Below are 14,797 nucleotides of genomic sequence, written 5' to 3'. Positions count from 1 at the left end.
ACCTGCGGCGTGTCAGCGCATCGGGATGCGGACGCCGCGGTCGGCGGCGACCTCGGCGGCGCGGTCGTAGCCGGCGTCGGCGTGCCGCATGACGCCGGTGCCGGGGTCGTTGGTCAGGACGCGCTGGAGCTTCTCGGCGGCGAGGGCCGTCCCGTCCGCGACGCAGACCTGGCCCGCGTGGATGGAGCGGCCGATGCCGACGCCTCCGCCGTGGTGGATGGACACCCACGTCGCGCCGGACGAGGTGTTCAGCATCGCGTTCAGCAGCGGCCAGTCGGCGATCGCGTCCGAACCGTCCGCCATGCCCTCGGTCTCCCGGTACGGGCTGGCGACGGACCCGCAGTCGAGGTGGTCGCGGCCGAGGACGATCGGCGCGCTGATCTCACCGCGCGCCACGAGGTCGTTGAACACCTCCCCGGCCCGGTCGCGCTCGCCGTAGCCCAGCCAGCAGATCCGGGACGGCAGGCCCTGGAAGTGCACCCGCTCCCCCGCCATCCTGATCCACCGGGCCAGCGGCTCGTTGTCCGGGAACAGGTCGAGGATCGCCCGGTCGGTGCGGGCGATGTCGCGCGGGTCGCCGGACAGCGCCGCCCACCGGAACGGGCCCTTGCCCTCGCAGAACAGCGGCCGGATGTAGGCGGGGACGAACCCGGGGAAGTCGAACGCCCGCGCGTACCCGGCGAGCTGCGCCTCGCCCCGGATGGAGTTGCCGTAGTCGAAGACCTCGGCGCCCGCGTCCTGGAAGCCGACCATCGCCTCGACGTGCGCGGCCATCGACGCGCGGGCCTTCTCGATGAACGCGGCCGGGTCCTTGTCGCGCTCGGCGGCCATGTCCTCGAACGCGACGCCGCGCGGCAGGTAGGCGAGCGGGTCGTGGGCGCTGGTCTGGTCGGTGACGACGTCGATCGGCGCGCCGCGGCGCAGCAGTTCGGGGACGACGTCGGCGGCGTTCCCGAGCAGCGCGATCGACAGCGGCCGGCGGGCCGCCTTCGCCTCCTCCGCGAGCCGCAGCGCCTCGTCCAGCGAGCCGGCGCGGACGTCGCAGTACCGGTGCTCGACGCGCCGCTCGATGCGGGACGGGTCGCACTCGACGCAGATCGCGACGCCGCCGTTCATCGTCACGGCGAGGGGCTGCGCGCCGCCCATCCCGCCGAGCCCGGCGGTCAGCGTGATCGTCCCCGCGAGGGTGCCGCCGAAGCGCTTCTCGGCGACGGCGGCGAACGTCTCGTAGGTGCCCTGGAGGATGCCCTGGGTGCCGATGTAGATCCACGACCCGGCGGTCATCTGGCCGAACATCGTCAGGCCGAGCGACTCCAGGCGGCGGAACTCCTCCCACGTCGCCCACTGCGGGACGAGGTTGGAGTTCGCGATCAGCACCCGGGGCGCCCACTCGTGCGTCCGGAAGACGCCCACCGGTTTGCCGGACTGGACGAGCAGCGTCTCGTCCCCCTCCAGGTCGGTCAGCGAGCGGACGATGCCGTCGAAGGCGTCCCAGCTGCGGGCCGCCTTCCCCGAGCCGCCGTAGACGACCAGCTCGTCGGGGTGCTCGGCGACCTCCGGGTCGAGGTTGTTCTGGATCATGCGGAGGGCGGCCTCCTGCGGCCAGCCCTTGGCGGTGAGGTCGGTGCCGCGCGGCGCGCGGACGGGACGGGGACCGGACATCTGCGGACTCCTTAGGAGAGGGGGCCGGTGACGGCCTCGGCGGCGGCGACCAGCGAGCCGTCCCGGACCAGCTCGGTCGCGGCGGCGATCTCGGGCGCGAGGTAGCGGTCCGGGCCGGGCGGCGGGACGGCCTCCCGCAGCCGCGCGACGACGGCGCCGGTCGCCGGGCCGGGCCGCAGCGGGGTGCGCAGGTCCAGCGCCCGCGCGGCGGTGAGGATCTCGATGGCGATCACCTGCGCCAGCCCGTCGACCGACCGGCGCAGCTTGCGGGCCGCGTTCCAGCCCATCGACACGTGGTCCTCCTGCATGGCCGAGCTCGGGATGGAGTCGGCACTGGCCGGGGCGGCGCGGCGCTTCAGGTCCGACACGATCGCGGCCTGCGTGTACTGGGCGATCATGTGGCCGGAGTCGACGCCGGGGTCGTCGGCGAGGAACGCGGGCAGCCCGCCCGAGCGGCCCTTGTCGAGCATCCGGTCGGTGCGCCGCTCCGACATCGACGCGACGTCGGCGGCGGGCACCGCGAGGAAGTCCAGCACGTACGCGACGGGCGCGCCGTGGAAGTTGCCGTTGGACTCGACCCGGCCGTCCGGCAGCACCACCGGGTTGTCGATGGCGGACGCCAGCTCCCGTCCCGCGACGAGTTCGGCGTGCGCCAGCGTGTCCCTGGCGGCACCGTTCACCTGGGGTGCGCAGCGCAGCGAGTACGCGTCCTGGACGCGGGTGCAGTCGGGCCCGCGGTGCGACTCCATGATCTCCGAGGCGCCCAGCAGCGCCCGCAGGTTCGCCGCCGACGCGGCCTGGCCCGGGTGGGGGCGCAGCTCCTGCAGGTCGGCGGCGAAGACCCGGTCGGTGCCGAGCAGCGCCTCGACCGTCATCGCGGCGGCGACGTCGGCGGCCGTGAGGAGCCGGCGCAGGTCGTGGACGGCCATGACGAGCATGCCGAGCATCCCGTCCGTGCCGTTCAGGAGGGCGAGCCCCTCCTTGGCGCCGAGCTCGACCGGTGCGATCCCGGCCTCCGCCAGCGCGTCCGCCGCGGGCTTCAGCTCGCCGGCGGCGTCCCGGACCGACCCTTCGCCGATCAGCGCCAGCGCCACGTGCGCGAGCGGGGCGAGGTCCCCGGAGCAGCCGAGGCTGCCGTGCTCGAAGACCTGGGGCGTGATGCCGGCGTTGAGCAGCGCGGCGAGCGTCCGCGCCGTCGCCGGCTGCACCCCGGTCCGTCCCGTGGCGAGCGTGCGCAGCCGGAGCAGCATCAGCGCCCGGACGACCTCCCGCTCCACCTCCGGACCCGACCCGGCCGCGTGCGACCGGACAATGTTGAGCTGCAGCTGCGCCCGCAGCTCCGGGGCGATGTGCCGGGTGGCGAGCGCCCCGAAACCCGTCGAGACCCCGTAGACCGGGGTCGGGCGGGCGGCCAGCTCCTCGACATGGGCCCGCGACTCGCCGATGAGCTTCAGCGCCGCGTCCGTCAGCGAGACCGCCGCGCCGCCGCGCGCCACCGCCACCACCTGCTCGAACGCCAGCGCCTCGGGGCCGACCTCGATGATCTCGTCCGCCATGTCGATGCTCATACCCACCATTGGAGCGTCCCCGGCGCCGCGGCGGGAGGGGTGGCGACCGGCGACTGTCTCAGATACGAGACTATTGCGGGATAATGGGGCCATGAGCCAGGTTCCGGCCGCCCGCCGCGCCCTGGCGGTGCTGCGCCTGCTGGCCGCGGCGCCCGGCCCGCTCCCCGCCTCGGCGATCGCGCGCTCCCTCGGGCTGCCCCGGTCCAGTACGTACCACCTCCTGGCGGCCATGGCCGAGGACGGCTTCGTCACCGCCATCCCGGAGGAGCGCCGCTGGGGCCTGGGCGTCGCCGCCTTCGAGATCGGGTCCGCCTACCTGCGGCACGAGCCGCTGGAGCGCCTGGCCCGCCCGCTGCTCCGCCGCCTGGTGGACCGCGTGGGCGAGATCGTCCAGCTGGGCGTCCTGCACGGCGCCGAGACGCTCTACCTGCTCAAGGAGCAGCCGCCCGGCCACGCCACGCTGCTCACCGACGTGGGCGTCCGCATGCCCGCCCACCTCACGGCGAGCGGCCGCTCGATGCTCGCCCACCTGCCCGCGGCGCAGGTCCGCGCCCTCTTCCCCGGCCGGTTCGTCGACCGCACCGGGCTGGGGCCCGCGTCCCTGCGCGAACTGCGCCGCGTCCTCGCCGAGGACGCGCGCCGGGGATGGGCGGTGGAGGACGGCCACATCACCGAGGGCTTCGCGAGCATCGCCGCCTGCGCCTTCGACCACACGGCCCACCCCACGGCGGCGATCACCGTGACGTTCCGCCGCGAGGCCCACCCGCCCGGGACATGGCCCGCCCTGGCGGGTCCGGTCCGCGACACGGCCACCGCCCTGACGACGCGCCTGACCGGCCGGGCGCCGGGCTGAGCCGGTCCCGGAGGGTCAGAGGCCGTATCGGGAGAGGACGTCGCGCTTGCCGCCGGCGAGGAACTTCCGCGTCATCCGGCCGCTGGTGAGCCACTTGATGGCGGCGCCGTTCTTCTTGCTGGCCAGCATCCGGTCGACCAGGTAGGGCGCGACGTCGTCGACGTGGTCGCACAGGATGTTGAGGATCTTCCGCTGGTCCCGCACCTGCTCCGGTGCCGCCGCGGCCTCCCGGAGCCAGCCCTCGGTGATGAGCATCCCGGGGCTGACCTGCCCGACCCGGACGTCCGTCCCGTCGACCTCCTTGACCAGCGCGCGGGTGAACGAGTCGAGGCCGCGCTTGGTGGCCGAGTACACGCCCATCCCCGGGCGGATCCGGCCGTCGCTGCCGCCGCCCAGGATGTTGAAGACCTGGCCGCCCTTCCCGCTCATGCCGCGCACGGCGACCTGGGAGCCGTACACGGTGCCGAGCATGTTCGTGGTCACCATCGTCCGGACGTCGGCGGCGGGCGTCTCCGCGATCGGGCGGGTGGTGTTGGCGACACCGGCGTTGTTGATCCAGAGGTCGACGCCGCCGAGCGCCTCCACGGCGGCGTCCCACAGCTTCTCGACCTGCGCGGGGTCGGTGACGTCCACGGCGACTCCGTGGACGGCGGCCTCCCCGGCGGCCTCGGGCGCGAGCCGCTCGACGGCGTCGTCCACCGCCGCCCGGGTGCGTCCCGAGACGACCACTCCGTGGCCGCGGCGCAGCAGCTCGCGCGCGAGCGCGAACCCGATCCCCTTGGTGCTTCCGGTGACGACTGCCTTCCGCATGGCCACTCCCGGGGTAAGCCGGGCCTTACGCCCGGACGGCGTTGATCGTACGCACGCCGCGAGCCCCCGCCACAGGCCCAATCCCGCACAGCCGCAGGCTTGATCCTGCACAGCCGCAGGCTTGATCCGGCCTGCCGCCGTCACGCGTCCGCGGGAGGACGCAACCCGTCGAGCAGGGCCTGGACGATCGGGTCGAGGTAGGCGGCGTCGCCGTCGATCCCGCCGATGGCGACGATCATGTCGAGGATCTGCTCCAGGGCGAGGTCGCGGCGGACCTCCCCGGCCTCCTGGGCGGCGGCGAGGAGCCCGCCCCCGGCCGCGAGCACCCTGGCGCGGTTCCGGCCGAACACGGGGTTGTCGCCGTCGATGTGGGTGAGCAGCTCGGCGGCGATGGGCCGCTTGCCCGCCGTGAAGACGAGGAAGCGCTGCAGCCAGGCCGTGAACACCGCGCCGGGCGTCTCCCCCTCGGCCGTCCCGGCGGCCGCGCAGACGGCGTCGACCTCGTCCTGGTAGAGGGCCTCCAGGAGCTCCCGCCGGCTGGCGAAGTTGCGGTAGAGCGTGGCCATGCCGACCCCCGCGCGCCGGGAGATCTCGGCCATGGAGATGTCGTGGTCGGAGCGGGCGAACGCCTCCCGGGCCACCGCGAGGATCTTCTCGCGGTTGCGCCGGGCATCGGCACGCCGCGTGGGAGGGCTCGCTGCGCCGGCTGGGCACTGACTGGATCGACCTGTTCCAGATCCACCGCCTCGACCCGGCCGTCGACGTGGACGAGACCCTCGGCGTGCTGTCCGACCTCGTGCACGCCGGGAAGATCCGGATGTTCGGCACCTCGACGGCCGCCGCCTCCGAGATCGTCGAGGCGCAGTGGACCGCGGAGCGGCGGGGCCGCGAACGCGTCCGCACCGAGCAGCCGCCGTACAGCATCCTGGCCCGCGCCGCCGAGTACGACGTGCTGCCGACCTGCCTGCGGCACGGCATGGGCGTGCTGACCTACAGCCCGCTCGCCGGCGGCTGGCTGACCGGCAGGTACCGCAAGGGCCGGGACGTCGAGCCGCCGGGTTCGGTCGCGCGCCGGGAGGGCTTCGCCGCCGTGTACGACGCGACGTCGCGGGCCAACGCGGCCAAGCTCGACGCCGCCGAGGCCCTCGCGGTGCTCGCCGAGGAGGCCGGGCTGTCGCTCGTGCAGCTGGCGCTCGCGTTCGTCACCCGCCACCCGGCGGTCACGTCCGCGATCGTCGGCCCCCGCACGATGGAGCACCTCGACTCGTACCTGGCGGCCGCCGGCGTCGAGCTCTCCGAAGACGTCCTCGACCGCATCGACGAGATCGTGCCGCCCGGCCACACCGTCAACATCGCCGACAACATGTGGAACACGAGCACGAGGGCCCTGGAACCCGCGTCCCGCCGCCGCTGAGCGGCCCCCTGCCGGCCACGCCGCCCCGGCACGCTGCTCTCAGCGGATCTGCCGCAGGCGGATAGGGCGTGAACCACCGCCGGCCCCGCCGCATAGTCGAGGCATGAGCGAGGAACAGAAGATCCCGTTGTTCAACGAACGAGCGCGGCGCGAGCTGTACCAGCAGCGCGTCCTCGTGCTCGACGGCGGACTCGACGACGACAACGGCACCCTGCTTGCCACCCAGCTGATCACCTTGGCGCGGGAGGACGCGTCCACCGACATCGCGCTGTGGATCCACTCCCACGGCGGGTCGGTGCCGTCGATGCTCGCGATCCGCGACGTGATGCGGCTCGTCCCCTGCGACGTCTCCACACTGGTGCTCGGCGTCGCCTACAGCGCGGGCCAGTTCCTGCTGTCGTCGGGGACCCGCGGCAAGCGCCGCGCGATGCCGCACGCCCGCGTGCTGATGCACCAGGGCTCCGCCGGCATCGCCGGCGCGGCCGTCGACATCGAACTGCAGGCCAACGACCTGCGCCACACCCGCGACACCGTCCTCGGGCTCATCGCCGAGGACACCGGGCAGCCGCTGGAGCGCGTCTTCGAGGACTCGCTGCACGACCGCTGGTTCACCGCGCGGGAGGCGCTCGACTACGGGTTCATCGACTCGATCGTCACCTCGCTGGACGAGGTCGTGCCCGACGCCCGCCGGCGCGTCGGGCTCGGCGTCCCCGCGGAAGGAGCCGCCCGGTGAGCAGCTACACGATCCCCAACGTGATCGCGCAGCACCCCCGCGGTGAGCGGATCATGGACGTCTACTCCCACCTGCTCACCGAGCGGATCATCTACCTCGGCACCGCCATCGACGCGGGCGTGGCCAACGCCCTCGTCGCGCAGCTGCTGCACCTGGAGTCCGACAGCCCGGACACCGACATCCAGCTCTACATCAACTGCGAGGGCGGGGACCCGAGCGCGATGCTCGCGGTGTACGACACGCTGCGCTTCATCCGGTCGCCGGTGGCGACGACGTGCGTGGGGCAGGCGGTCGCCGTCGGCGCGGTGCTCCTCGCGGCGGGCGCCCCCGGCAAGCGCGCCGCGCTCCCCCACACCCGCGTGGTGCTGCACCAGCCGATGGGGCAGAGCCGCGGCGCGATCCCGGACCTGATCCTGCAGGCGGACGAGGTCGTCCGCGTCCGCGCGGACATCGAGGAGATCCTGTCCCGGCACACCGGGCAGGACACCGCGACCCTGCGCGCCGACACCGACCGGGACCGGGTCTTCACCGCGCACGCGGCGCTGGACTACGGCCTCATCGACCATGTCCTCGAGGAGCGGCAGCCGCTCCCCGCGTAGGCACGCCGCCGGGGCGTACCGTCACGCGGCCAGCGCGTAGGCGGTCGGCCCGGCCGGCGCGCTGACCGGGGCGCTGACCGGGGCGCCGACCGGGGCGCCGACCGGGGCGCCGAGGAGGGTCGTCGCGACGGCGAGGGTCAGGTCGGCGAGCGTCACGTCGAGGGCGCCGGCGACCGCGGCGATCATCTCGCTCGACGGCTCCTTGACCCCGCGCTCCATCTCGGAGAGGTACTGCGGGGAGACCCCGGCCCGGCGGGCGGTCTCGACCAGGATCTCGCCGCGCTCGGTGCGCAGGCGCCGCAGGCATTCGCCGAGCGCCTCGCGCCACAGCGGCTCCTGGCCGGGCCCGCCCGGCTCGGGCGGCGTGTCGTCGGCGGGCGGGAACGGTCGGACGATCTCAGCCATGCCTCATCGTAAATCGGCCGTCCCGCGATGTCCCGGCCATTCCGCCCACCGCAGAACGGCCGCCTCCTAGGGCGCCTCGCCGGCGCGCCGGGCGGCACGGTCCCGCGCGTTCTCATGGGCCTCGCGCAGCAGGGCGACCACGGTCGGCCCGGTCCTCTCGCCCGGGACGACGACGGCGATCCAGCCGAGCGCCCCGTAGACGGGGTGCGGGAGGATCACGTCGGCGGCGCCGAAGTCCCGCGGCGCCGGTTCGCGGCCCGGCTCCGCACCGGTGAGCTCGGTGTACCGGGCGCGGCCGACGTGGACGTTGACCCGCCACCGTCCCGCCGGGCCGAGGCCGGACAGGGCGTCGCCGGGGTAGTCCTTGGTCACGATGGTGGCGTAGGGCTGCGCCCGGACCGGGACCGTGCCGTCGGGGGCGTAGTAGAAGAAGTGATCCCCCCACGCGATCTCGGGGCCTCCATCGCCTTCCGTGGGCGCGAGTTCGTGGACGCCGACGAACGCACGGATCGTCTCCAGCAGTTCCTCCATACTCATGCTTGAAGTGTGAGGTTGAAGTGCTGACGGAGGGTTTGCGGTGGGCGAAGGGCTCGGCACGGCCGCGCTTTCGGCGGCCTCGGGGTACTCCGCGCAGCAGATCCGCGACCTTGAGGCACTGGGCGTCATCCCGCGGGCGCCCCGGGCGGCGAACGGGTACCGGCGGTTCTCCCGGCGCCACGTGCGGGACCTGCGCGCGTACCGCGAACTCGCCACCGCCGTGGGGCCGGTCCGCGCCCGCCACGCCATGCGCGAGATCCGCGCGCTGCCGCCCGGCGAGGCGGCCGCCCTGGTGAGCTCGTTCCACATCGCCCTGAACCGCGAGCGGGACGACGCGCTCGCCGCGCGGGAGGCGCTGGAGATGATCCGCGCGGAGGCGGCGGCCGACGCGGCACCGGCCGCCGGGGACTCGATGACGATCACCGAGCTGGCCGAGGCCCTCGGCGTCCGCGCCTCGGCGCTCCGGTTCTGGGAGAAGGCGGGCCTCGTCCGGCCGGAGCGGGTGGCGGCCCGGGCCGGCTCCGCCCGCCGCTACCCGCTCCCGGCGATCCGCGAAGCCCGGATCACCGCGGTGCTGAGGGCGGCGGGCTACCGCGTCCCCGACGTCCAGCGGACGATGGCCGCCGTCCGCCGCGTGCACGACCTGGACGACCCGCTCCGCACCCTGGACGCCCGCGTAGAAGCGATCACCCACCGCACACGAGCCCTGTTGAGGGCCGGCACCGACCTGGCCGAGATCATCACCGACTCCGCAACCGGTGGCATCGACTGAAGGCGGTCCGACCGTCGACCTTGGTCGGTCGGGATTCGTCCTCGGGCTCTCGTGGGTGCGGTCGCGGAAACGCGACACTCCACTTGGAGAGCGAGGAGGAGCGCGGAAGTGAGCAAGTCATCCGAGGAGCACGACCGGCCCGCGGTGCTGCGGGAGCCCGCCTGGAGTACGGCGGCCGTGTACGTCGTCGCCGCGTTGCTGGGGGCGGCCGCCGGCTGGCTCCTCGGTCTCCTGGCGGAGTGGCTGGTGTCGCTGCCCTACGCGCCGATGAAGGGTCCCGCCCGGCTGGTCGACATGATCCCCGGCGTGGTGCTGCCCGTCCTGGGTGCCCTGGCGGGGCTCGTGGTGGGACTCATCGCCCAGTACGAGCAGCTGGTGATCCGCCTGTACAAGGACCATGTCGTGCTCACCCGCAAGGGGCACGAGCAGCGGCTCTCCCGCGAGGACATCGCCATCATCTGCCGGGACGGCGGCAAGCTGGTCGTGCTCGGCACCGACGGCGGCGAACTCGCCCGCGTCGAGAGCGGGCTGGACTTCGGCCGAGTCGCCGCGACGGTCGCCGAGCACGGCTACCGGTGGGCGGACGCCGATCCGTACGCGCACGAGTTCCGCCTCTGGGTCCCCGACCTTCCCGGCCTGTCCGAAGGGGCGAACGCCCTCCTCAAGGCCCGCCAGAACTCACTGGAAGACGACAACGAGGACGACGCGCGGCTGCTCCGCGAGGAACTGGCGCACCTCGGCGTCGTGGTGAAGGAGGAGAAGCGCCGCCAGTACGTCCGAACCCTGGGACAGGTGCCGGTGAGGAAGGACGAGAGACCCGAGCAATAGGCCACGCGTCAGGCCGGGAAGGTGGCGCGAACGGTGCGGGCCTCTGGCGTGCCGGTCCAGGACCAGGTGGCTGCGAGGGCGTCCACCGTGAGGAGTCCACGACCGCCCTCCGCGAGCTCGGCCAGGTTGCGGAGGCGGGGCTCCCCCGGCCCGCCCTGGTCGGTGACGTAGACGATGACGCCTGCCACGTCCATGCTGATGTCCACGGTGAACCGGCCGCCGGGGCGACCCGAGGCGGTGTGCCGGATCGCGTTGACGGCCAACTCGTCCAGGACGAGGAGGACGTCGTCCAGCGCCGGGAAGTCGGCCAGCAGGTGAGCGGCGAACGCCCGGACGAACCGGGCCTGTTCCGGCTTTCCCCGGAACTCGCGCCGCCAGTACATCGGCGCCTCCGGCTTTGCGGGGGCGGAAACGGCGAGGAGCATTGATCACCTCTCGGGGACGACGTGTTCTTCGGCCGTTCCATCTTCAGTAACCGAGCGACCACAGGACGGAAAAGCAGCAGCACAGCGGCCCGCCTGAGGCTTCGGCACGCCTTCAGGGCGAACGCGCACGCCCGTTTACGTAAACGAACGGAACGTTCGAGCGGAAGACCTTCGATGACACGCTCGGCGATCACGTGATAACACAGAGTCGACAACGCTGATCCCCCGGTCAGCGCCCCCGCCTGAGCACGGAGGTCTCCGGTGACCAGCCCGTTCGTCCGCCGGCGCCGCCTCGCCGCCGAACTGCGCACCCTCCGCGAGCAGAACGGAATTACGGCCGACGAACTGGCCCGCCGCATCTACCGCTCCCGCATGACGGTGTCCAAACTGGAGAACGCCCGCTGCCGCCCCGACGTCCGCGACATCGTGAAGATCATGAAGGTCCTCGGCGTCACCGGCGAGAGGTTCGACGCCATCTTCGAGATCGCCTGCGACGCCGCCGACCGCGGCTGGTGGGACGCCTACGGCGACGCCATGGGCGCCCGCCAGCGCATGTACGCCGACCTCGAATCCGGCGCCGCGACCATCCGCGAGTACAACCAGTTCACCATCCCCGGAGTCCTCCAGACACCCGACTTCATCCAGTTCATGATCGAGATGGCCGAGGCGGAGGGAGAGCGCGGCTTCGTCGCCGACCGCCTCATCGAGGCTCGGCTCCGGCGTCGGGCGCATGTGCTCGGTGCTGGAGGTCCGCGCTATGAGGTCATCCTGGACGAAGTCGTCGTGCGCCGCCCGACGGCACAGCCGCAGATCATGCTCGCCCAGCTTCGATCGCTGATCGAAACCGCTGCCCGCCACCCGTACGTCACGGTGCTCATGCTGCCCGTCGCGGCTGATTTCACCGGCCGCCTGCTGCCCAAGTCGGCCTTCTTCCTCTTCGACTTCAAGGATTCAGTCGATCCACTTATCGCAGTGGTTGACACGGTTAGCACGGACATCGTGCACACCCGAGCCAGAGGAGGTGATGCGATATAACCAACGGTACGAGTATCTTCGGCAGGCTGCGCTCTCGGGTACCGCAAGCCTCAGCTTGCTGGAAGACGCGGCCGACGGCCTTGAGAAAAGGATCGATCCCTCCCCATGACCCCTCAGTACGGCACTTGGCGCAAGTCCCGGATCAGCGAAGCCAACGGCGCCTGCCTTGAAGTCGCCGTTTCTGACCACGGGACCATCGGCGTACGGGACAGCAGGCAAGGCGACTCGAGTCCCGTCTTGGACTTCTCACCCCGCGAGTGGGGTGCCTTCATGCAGGCCCTCCGCTCCGCGAGGCTGTAGCGAGCAGCTCGGCCGGGCCTCATCCGCCGTACCGTTCGCACCAGTACCGGATCTTGGGGCGGAGACGTATCGCATGAACATGTGGTTCACATCGGACTCACAGGGAGTGAGCGGCGTCGAAGAGGGCCGACTGACCCGGGACGTCTCGGCAGCCGCGACGACACCGTCGTCGTGCAAGTCCTGACGGACGGCGAACGCCAGGGTGATCACAACAATCGCCGCGAACACCGCGCCGCAAGCCACGATCACGGGTATACGAACTAGGTCCATGCATATTCGTCCATGCATATTCCGTCCCCGGAGGTGTGCAGCACAGCAATATAGCGCTGACCTGCCCGAAGCGGGTTTCGCGTGCGGTCGGCGGGTGGGCGGGGGCAATACCCGGCGAGAGGCCATCAGGTGCCACGAGCACCACGTCGACCGCGGGGTCTACAGATCATCACCCGCCGACCGACCGGGCTCCCATCGGGATGGCTTGATGTCCATGGGGGGCTATGGGGGCATCTGCCCCGGTCAGGGGCCGGCTGCCTGGCGTCGGCCGCGGGTCGGGTTGGGGTGGAGCCGACGGGGCCGGGGCCGGACTCGATGCTTCGTGGTGGGGTTCCACAGGTCGGTGGCGGGCGTCGGCGGCGACGGGGGCGTATCGCTCGGCGGCCGGATGCGGTAGGTGTAGCGTCCGTCGCCGTCCTTGGCGATGTGGACGTGCTCGGGGTTGGTGGCCTTGAAACGGTTGTGGAACCCGCAGGTGAGGGCCAGTTCGTCGATGTCGGTGCGGCCGTTGCCCATGGCCCAGCCGTTGACGTGGTCGACTTCGCAGAGCGGACCGGGGACCTCACAGCCCTGGACCGCGCAGCTCGGGTTGAGGGCTTCCAGTACCTGGCGTTGAGCCGGGGTGGCGAAGCGGACGCGGCGCCCGAGGTAGAGGGGGATGTGGCCGCGCCCCAGAAGAAGTGGCGCCACCCCGGCGTTCAGGGCGATCCGGCGGGCCTGCTCGGCGGGGATCGGGGTGCCGTCGGTGAGGCGGGCGGGCGCGGTGCCGCCGGTCAGGGTGTCCAGATCGCAGATGACGGTGACCTTGGTGGCCTTGTGGCCCCCGGCGAGCACGTTCGTCAGAGCTGCCGCCGTCCGCTCTGACAGGTCGCGCTGGTCCTCGGTCCCGGCCGGTTTGGCGAGGGGCGCAAGGGTCCCGTCCCAGACGGCGGCGTCTTCGGCGTTCAACCAGCCCTTGACGTAGCGGCCACCGTCCAGTGAGCGGGTGGAGTCGATCCAGGACAGCTCGTAGCCGCGCCGACTGTCGGGATCGGGCTTCTCCGTGCCGTCGCGTTCGGCGATCAGATCGGTGATCCGGCTGCCGAAGGCGGCGACCTTTCCAGCGGAGAAGCCCTGCCCGGCCAGGTCGAGGAGGATGTCCTGGGCGGTGGCACAGTCGTCATCGTCCAGTCGCGTGACGGCGGAGGCGATGGTGGCGGCGTACCCGTAGGAGATGTCGCCGCGGGCGAGTCGCCTGGCGACCTCGCCGATTCGGTGACGTTGCCGGGCCAGGTTGATGCGCTCCTTGGCGCGGGCCTCGCGCATGCCGAGGCGGGAACGCAGCCAACTGCGGACGGACGGGTACCCCCAGCGGCGCATCTCCCCCGCCGCATCGACTCGGGCGATCAGCGTGGCGAGGGCGCTTTCGTGCAGGTCGTTGGCACGAGCCAGGGTTTCGGTGGCCCGCATGCATACGGCCGCAGAGTCGGGCGCATCACGTTGAGCGAGTTCGGCCGCGATCGTCGCCGCCGCGTCCACCAACTCACTGGTGGACATCGAGGCCACATCGATTTCAGTCGAACACATGACTCAATCATATCGAACAATTACAACGAGTGACGCCACATCAAGGTGAAAATAATTAGACCTTCAAGATAGTCCGAAAGCCAGAATACCGAGCAGAATTCGGCACCCGCTTGAGCGCCCGCGAAGCCACATGCCATGATCGAAACGCACTCGCCACTTCCTTCCTGAAGCATCCACCTCGACCGACCACCTCGACCCGGCGGACCGGTTACCGCTCCCACTGGCAGCAGATTTGTCGCAAAGTGACCACAACCCGCACAGTCCGAACCGAGCGCAACATGGGAACCTCACTTCAGAACCCTGCACAAAACTCAACACAGTCGCCTACCACCGACCGGCGAGCCCAGCCGAAGTGACGTCAACCGACAGCAACCCGCACCATTGCGCACCCAACTTGCCAGGGGCCACCTCAGCCAGGCACCCACCGCAACCACACCATTCCGATAAAAGATCGCCGCAACCCCAAAGGGCCACAGAACCACCGCTGGCACCGCGCCGAAATCCCGAATCTCGGGAGTGTCCAGAATCTGGGAGCGAGGCGGCTCTCACTTCAGGGCCGGGCCGGGCTGGCGAGCATCAGGCACACAGGCCGGCGAGACCAGGGCGACAGAGACGACCCCAGCCACACCTGGTTCCTCCGCCTGGTTCCGCGCTGCATCCTGCGCGGGCGGGGTGTGCAGGTCGGCGGAGGCGGGGCCGGCCATCGCCAGGCCCGCCGCGGCGGCGGCAGCTCCGGCCGGTGCGAGCATCCGCTGCCTTGTCAGGGCCGTCGGCTTCTTTCCATTCATACCGGTGCTTCCTTTCCCGCTGAGGTGGAGCATCGGCTGCACCATCCACTGACACGGCGAGTCAAGCATCGGCCCGCTTCGGGTTTACTTCTTGGCGGCTTCATGACCGTTCACCGGCCCGGAGCGCCGGGACGGGAAGCGCGATCTATGGCGGTAGGGCGGGGATTGCTGTGGGTGGTCTTGATCGATTCGGTTCGGGCGGGGATGTTCGAAGGGTGTGGGGTCTCGGTCC

At 71.8% G+C, this 14,797-nt stretch carries 15 protein-coding genes and 1 pseudogene; 8 read left to right on the top strand and 8 right to left on the bottom strand.

Annotation, left to right across the window (positions count from 1 at the left end; genetic code table 11):
• Positions 1-12: 12 nt before the first annotated feature.
• Together hutU and hutH are read right to left on the bottom strand one after the other, a co-directional pair.
• The gene (hutU, locus tag ACGFK0_RS07355; RefSeq protein ID WP_392901387.1) at positions 13-1,662 is read right to left on the bottom strand and encodes a urocanate hydratase; all 1,650 of its coding nucleotides are present in this window, start codon (positions 1,660-1,662) and stop codon (positions 13-15) included.
• A gap of 11 nt (positions 1,663-1,673) precedes the next feature.
• Complete coding sequence (hutH, locus tag ACGFK0_RS07350; protein ID WP_392901459.1) at positions 1,674-3,218, bottom strand: histidine ammonia-lyase; 1,545 nt, start codon at positions 3,216-3,218, stop codon at positions 1,674-1,676.
• Between the two features lie 103 nt (positions 3,219-3,321).
• On the opposite strand from hutH, the gene ACGFK0_RS07345 reads away from it, so the two are divergent.
• Complete coding sequence (locus ACGFK0_RS07345) at positions 3,322-4,083, top strand: IclR family transcriptional regulator (RefSeq protein WP_184887233.1); 762 nt, start codon at positions 3,322-3,324, stop codon at positions 4,081-4,083.
• Positions 4,084-4,098: 15 nt separating this feature from the next.
• On the opposite strand, the gene ACGFK0_RS07340 is transcribed toward ACGFK0_RS07345, so the two are convergent.
• Both ACGFK0_RS07340 and ACGFK0_RS07335 read right to left on the bottom strand, forming a co-directional pair.
• Positions 4,099-4,893, bottom strand: a complete 795-nt coding sequence (locus ACGFK0_RS07340) for an SDR family oxidoreductase (protein WP_392901385.1) — start codon at positions 4,891-4,893, stop codon at positions 4,099-4,101.
• Between the two features lie 140 nt (positions 4,894-5,033).
• Complete coding sequence (locus ACGFK0_RS07335; RefSeq protein WP_392901383.1) at positions 5,034-5,534, bottom strand: TetR/AcrR family transcriptional regulator; 501 nt, start codon at positions 5,532-5,534, stop codon at positions 5,034-5,036.
• Positions 5,535-5,557: 23 nt separating this feature from the next.
• On the opposite strand from ACGFK0_RS07335, the pseudogene ACGFK0_RS07330 reads away from it, so the two are divergent.
• The 3 genes and pseudogenes from ACGFK0_RS07330 to ACGFK0_RS07320 all read left to right on the top strand — a co-directional run.
• Positions 5,558-6,307: pseudogene (locus ACGFK0_RS07330) on the top strand (aldo/keto reductase); the annotation flags it as partial.
• A gap of 103 nt (positions 6,308-6,410) precedes the next feature.
• Entirely contained in the window at positions 6,411-7,040 is a 630-nt protein-coding gene (locus ACGFK0_RS07325; RefSeq protein ID WP_184887241.1) for a ClpP family protease, read from the top strand.
• The gene (locus ACGFK0_RS07320; RefSeq protein WP_184887243.1) at positions 7,037-7,639 is read left to right on the top strand and encodes a ClpP family protease; all 603 of its coding nucleotides are present in this window, start codon (positions 7,037-7,039) and stop codon (positions 7,637-7,639) included. Before ACGFK0_RS07325 ends, ACGFK0_RS07320 begins: the two co-directional genes overlap by 4 nt.
• 21 nt (positions 7,640-7,660) lie before the next feature.
• On the opposite strand, the gene ACGFK0_RS07315 is transcribed toward ACGFK0_RS07320, so the two are convergent.
• Together ACGFK0_RS07315 and ACGFK0_RS07310 are read right to left on the bottom strand one after the other, a co-directional pair.
• Positions 7,661-8,044 (bottom strand): helix-turn-helix domain-containing protein, encoded by a 384-nt coding sequence (locus ACGFK0_RS07315; RefSeq protein ID WP_184887245.1) that lies wholly within the window; start codon positions 8,042-8,044, stop codon positions 7,661-7,663.
• Between the two features lie 66 nt (positions 8,045-8,110).
• Positions 8,111-8,581, bottom strand: coding sequence for a DUF6194 family protein (locus tag ACGFK0_RS07310; RefSeq protein WP_308428021.1), 471 nt, complete (start codon positions 8,579-8,581; stop codon positions 8,111-8,113).
• A 40-nt stretch (positions 8,582-8,621) separates the two neighbouring features.
• On the opposite strand from ACGFK0_RS07310, the gene ACGFK0_RS07305 reads away from it, so the two are divergent.
• A complete protein-coding gene (locus tag ACGFK0_RS07305; RefSeq protein WP_184887247.1) occupies positions 8,622-9,353 on the top strand; it encodes a MerR family transcriptional regulator in 732 nt (243 codons plus the stop codon).
• Positions 9,354-9,461: 108 nt separating this feature from the next.
• On the top strand, positions 9,462-10,181 hold the full coding sequence (locus tag ACGFK0_RS07300; protein ID WP_392901379.1) for a hypothetical protein: 720 nt from the start codon (positions 9,462-9,464) through the stop codon (positions 10,179-10,181).
• 8 nt (positions 10,182-10,189) lie between these two features.
• On the opposite strand, the gene ACGFK0_RS07295 is transcribed toward ACGFK0_RS07300, so the two are convergent.
• Complete coding sequence (locus ACGFK0_RS07295) at positions 10,190-10,606, bottom strand: ATP-binding protein (RefSeq protein WP_392901377.1); 417 nt, start codon at positions 10,604-10,606, stop codon at positions 10,190-10,192.
• 261 nt (positions 10,607-10,867) lie between these two features.
• Here ACGFK0_RS07295 and ACGFK0_RS07290 point away from each other — a divergent pair, with 261 nt between their 5' ends.
• Entirely contained in the window at positions 10,868-11,641 is a 774-nt protein-coding gene (locus ACGFK0_RS07290) for a helix-turn-helix domain-containing protein (protein ID WP_392901375.1), read from the top strand.
• A 105-nt stretch (positions 11,642-11,746) separates the two neighbouring features.
• Positions 11,747-11,941, top strand: a complete 195-nt coding sequence (locus tag ACGFK0_RS07285) for a DUF397 domain-containing protein (RefSeq protein WP_392901373.1) — start codon at positions 11,747-11,749, stop codon at positions 11,939-11,941.
• A gap of 513 nt (positions 11,942-12,454) precedes the next feature.
• Here the strand turns inward: ACGFK0_RS07285 and ACGFK0_RS07280 are convergent.
• Complete coding sequence (locus tag ACGFK0_RS07280; protein ID WP_392901371.1) at positions 12,455-13,777, bottom strand: DUF222 domain-containing protein; 1,323 nt, start codon at positions 13,775-13,777, stop codon at positions 12,455-12,457.
• Between the last annotated feature and the right edge of the window lie 1,020 nt (positions 13,778-14,797).

This window comes from Spirillospora sp. NPDC048823 (genome assembly GCF_043198445.1).
Classification (GTDB): domain Bacteria; phylum Actinomycetota; class Actinomycetes; order Streptosporangiales; family Streptosporangiaceae; genus Spirillospora.
The sequence above is the reverse complement of the archived record's forward strand: the minus strand, read 5'-3'. Positions and strand labels throughout refer to the sequence as shown.

Coding starts and splice junctions, on each gene's coding strand:
- hutU (WP_392901387.1), bottom strand. CDS start 1,662: ATGTCCGGTCCCCGTCCCGTCCGCGCGCCGCGCGGCACCGACCTCACC.
- hutH (WP_392901459.1), bottom strand. CDS start 3,218: ATGGCGGACGAGATCATCGAGGTCGGCCCCGAGGCGCTGGCGTTCGAG.
- ACGFK0_RS07345 (WP_184887233.1), top strand. CDS start 3,322: ATGAGCCAGGTTCCGGCCGCCCGCCGCGCCCTGGCGGTGCTGCGCCTG.
- ACGFK0_RS07340 (WP_392901385.1), bottom strand. CDS start 4,893: ATGCGGAAGGCAGTCGTCACCGGAAGCACCAAGGGGATCGGGTTCGCG.
- ACGFK0_RS07325 (WP_184887241.1), top strand. CDS start 6,411: ATGAGCGAGGAACAGAAGATCCCGTTGTTCAACGAACGAGCGCGGCGC.
- ACGFK0_RS07315 (WP_184887245.1), bottom strand. CDS start 8,044: ATGGCTGAGATCGTCCGACCGTTCCCGCCCGCCGACGACACGCCGCCC.
- ACGFK0_RS07310 (WP_308428021.1), bottom strand. CDS start 8,581: ATGAGTATGGAGGAACTGCTGGAGACGATCCGTGCGTTCGTCGGCGTC.
- ACGFK0_RS07295 (WP_392901377.1), bottom strand. CDS start 10,606: ATGCTCCTCGCCGTTTCCGCCCCCGCAAAGCCGGAGGCGCCGATGTAC.
- ACGFK0_RS07285 (WP_392901373.1), top strand. CDS start 11,747: ATGACCCCTCAGTACGGCACTTGGCGCAAGTCCCGGATCAGCGAAGCC.
- ACGFK0_RS07280 (WP_392901371.1), bottom strand. CDS start 13,777: ATGTGTTCGACTGAAATCGATGTGGCCTCGATGTCCACCAGTGAGTTG.